General features: G+C 41.1%; 3 protein-coding genes and 1 pseudogene. 1 reads left to right on the top strand and 3 read right to left on the bottom strand.

Annotated features, from left to right (window positions below; translation table 11 throughout):
- From I2D69_RS19700 to I2D69_RS19710, 3 genes are all read right to left on the bottom strand, one after another.
- On the bottom strand, nucleotides 1-428 hold a 428-nt coding region (locus I2D69_RS19700), incomplete at its 3' end, for an antirestriction protein ArdA (protein WP_161234425.1).
- Between the two features lie 17 nt (nucleotides 429-445).
- Nucleotides 446-949: an antirestriction protein ArdA gene (locus I2D69_RS19705; RefSeq protein WP_195380420.1), complete on the bottom strand. Its 504-nt coding sequence runs from the start codon at nucleotides 947-949 to the stop codon at nucleotides 446-448.
- Nucleotides 868-1,164 carry a conjugal transfer protein gene (locus tag I2D69_RS19710; protein WP_082419285.1) on the bottom strand — a complete coding sequence of 99 codons (297 nt, stop codon included), beginning with the start codon at nucleotides 1,162-1,164 and terminating at the stop codon, nucleotides 868-870. Before I2D69_RS19710 ends, I2D69_RS19705 begins: the two co-directional genes overlap by 82 nt.
- A 165-nt stretch (nucleotides 1,165-1,329) precedes the next feature.
- On the opposite strand from I2D69_RS19710, the pseudogene I2D69_RS19715 reads away from it, so the two are divergent.
- Nucleotides 1,330-1,568: pseudogene (locus tag I2D69_RS19715) on the top strand (ATP-binding protein); the annotation flags it as partial.

Here is a 1,568-nt window from a genome sequence, read left to right on the forward strand (position 1 = left end):
TCATAGTCAATGTAATTCTGTAAGCTGGGTGGAATGTCCCCAAGTGCCTGCAATTCGTCTATGTAGTAGTAGGCAACGTCTGTCATGGTTTCACAGTCGGGATAATAATAAATATCGTCCTTGTGTTCCACAACTTCTTCCAGCGTCCCGTAGTGGCTGATAAATTCGTCCAGACACTCTACGATATAGTCAGGAAGTTCCTCTATGATTTCATACATCTCATTGAGTTCTTCAATGGAAACATACTCGCCAATCGCAATGGGGAAGTTGTCGGTATCATGGATTGCGTATTCCTCATACTGTTCATTCAAGCCGATTTTTTCTTTCACATCTTCCTCGTCAATAGGAAAAGTGAACCAAGCACCGACTAAATAGCCCTCATTGTATTTGCCAAGATTAGCAATATAAACCGCCATATCATCAATCATAAGCACCACCTCATTTCCTACTCTGGCAGTTCAAAGATACCGTGTTCTGTTACTAAAAATTTCCTGTGTTCCTGCAAGTGAGAAGCATAGGCTTCAAAGTCAAAGTAATATTCTTGACAGTCCTCGGATAAATGCTTGAATGTCGGGTCATTCATCAGCTTTTGCCTTGCAACATCTATCATGCTTTTGCAGTCGGGATAAACCGTAATCACGTTTCTGCAAATATAAAGTGCTTCTAAGTTTTCATACACGGTAAGAAGTGCTGTATATTCTTCCTGCATATCGCTTGAAAGCTGGCGGTACATAAAATCTAGTTCGTTGAGCTGGTACACGCTTGTATGTTCGTGGACTTCATCAGCAAAGGGCAGTACCTTTTCGGTAATGCGGTAATCTTGACTTTCTGCACCGACACCTAACTTTTCTTCAAACTCTGCAACATCTATCGGCAGGTCGAACCAGTATGATGTTGTTTCTTTGCCAGTTGTTCCTCTCGTTTCCACCAGCACCCTTGTTTCCTGCATTGTTCCTCACGTCCTTTCTGTTGTTTCATCACATCTTTTAAGCTCTGGTACGACATACCAAACACATACTTTGAAAAATCTTCTAACTGTTTTTCTTCATAATCGGCAGGGTTCAATCGTTTCATTTCCTGCCACACCTTACGCTTGTAAGAGGGCAGGTCGGAAATGTATTCACAGCCGACTTTTGCCTGCATATTCTTAAAAATATCGTTCATGTAATCACTCCAATCTGAAATTTTAGGTAAGAAAAAAGCAGTCAATCCTAAGACCAACTGCTTTGCATATAAATATAAATTTTGCAACTTAATATTACTACAAATAGAGCAGTTAGTCTTAAAGATTGACTGCTTTTTTCATACCCAGAAAGGAGTGATTGATTTATGCGTAAGATTTGGAACAAAGGACACCGTATCAGAGCCAGCGACAAGCACCTTGTCTACCACTTTTCCATAGGGACGCTTCTGTTTGTATTCGTGGCGGTTCTTCTGCTACTGAATATGAAACAGCTCATGCGTACCGATTGGGAGCATTTCAGCTTGTTAGAGAATGGCTTGACGCTTTCCCCTTACAACTTCATAGCCATACTGATAGCGACTGGTGTTTGTGCATTGGTCGCTTT

The organism is Ruminococcus sp. D54t1_190329_F1 (genome assembly GCF_015551645.1).
Lineage (GTDB): Bacteria > Bacillota > Clostridia > Lachnospirales > Lachnospiraceae > Blautia_A > Blautia_A faecis.

Bases quoted from the DNA above. Each gene is read 5' to 3' on its own strand.
- I2D69_RS19705 (WP_195380420.1), bottom strand. From the start codon at position 949: ATGCAGGAAACAAGGGTGCTGGTGGAAACGAGAGGAACAACTGGCAAA.
- I2D69_RS19710 (WP_082419285.1), bottom strand. From the start codon at position 1,164: ATGAACGATATTTTTAAGAATATGCAGGCAAAAGTCGGCTGTGAATAC.